The sequence below is a fragment of the Kitasatospora sp. MBT63 genome (assembly GCF_000710465.2).
Taxonomy (GTDB): domain Bacteria; phylum Actinomycetota; class Actinomycetes; order Streptomycetales; family Streptomycetaceae; genus Kitasatospora.
In genome coordinates this window covers 1-765 of sequence record NZ_JAIZ01000312.1, presented here as the reverse complement: position 1 = coordinate 765, position 765 = coordinate 1, and the positions used below count along the sequence as shown (strand labels likewise).

At 67.1% G+C, this 765-nt stretch carries 2 protein-coding genes; both read left to right on the top strand.

Annotation, left to right across the window (positions count from 1 at the left end; genetic code table 11):
- The first annotated feature begins 250 nt into the window (after positions 1-250).
- The gene (locus tag AA75_RS19190; protein WP_051812780.1) at positions 251-466 is read left to right on the top strand and encodes a hypothetical protein; all 216 of its coding nucleotides are present in this window, start codon (positions 251-253) and stop codon (positions 464-466) included.
- Between the two features lie 51 nt (positions 467-517).
- Positions 518-745, top strand: a complete 228-nt coding sequence (locus AA75_RS45765) for an IS110 family transposase (protein ID WP_255369518.1) — start codon at positions 518-520, stop codon at positions 743-745.
- Positions 746-765: the final 20 nt, after the last annotated feature.

Below are 765 nucleotides of genomic sequence, written 5' to 3'. Positions count from 1 at the left end.
ATCCCCCGAACGAACGGATAATCGGCCCCGAGCTCGGCCTGCGTGCGTGAAAGGCATGTACGGGGTGTCCGTCCGCCGACTCCGTTGTCCTCTTGGGATGTTGAGCCCGTAGGTCAGTCTGGTGCGGGGACTGTTGAGGGGCCATGCGCTGTTGCCTTCGAGCACGCCGGTCAGATTCTGCTTTCCCCTCGGCCCCTGTGGGTGGGAACCGCTTCGCGGTGCCGGTTCGAGAGGTGAGGGAGGGACGCCGGTGTCGGACACCGCAAGCGTCGATGTGGGAGTGGAGCTGTCTGCCGAGCTCGTGGAGCGGGTTTCGGCGATCGACATCCCCAAGGCGTCGGGGATGGTGTGCGTGCGGGTCCCACACGACGACGGCTCGGGTCGGCGGGTGCAGCGGGTCTCGCTCTGCGCGGTGACCTCGGGGCGATTTTGGCCCTGGCCGATCACCTGGTCTGTCAGGGCGTGACCCAGGTGATCAAGGAGGCGACCTCGACGTACTGAAAGCCGTAGTTCTTCCCTGGAGGCCCGTGGACTGGACTCCTGCCCGGTCAACGCCCGGGACGTGAAGAACGTCCCAGACTGCCCGAAGACGGACAGGCTCGACTCGGTGTGGCTGGCCAAGCTCGCCGAACGCGGCATGCTGCGGGGCGCGTTCGCGCTACCGAAACCGGTCCGCGAGTTGCGGGACCTGACCCGCACCCGCGCGGTGCTCACCCATGGGCGGACTGAGCTTGCACCGCTGTGACGGACACCCTCGTTGTGGTG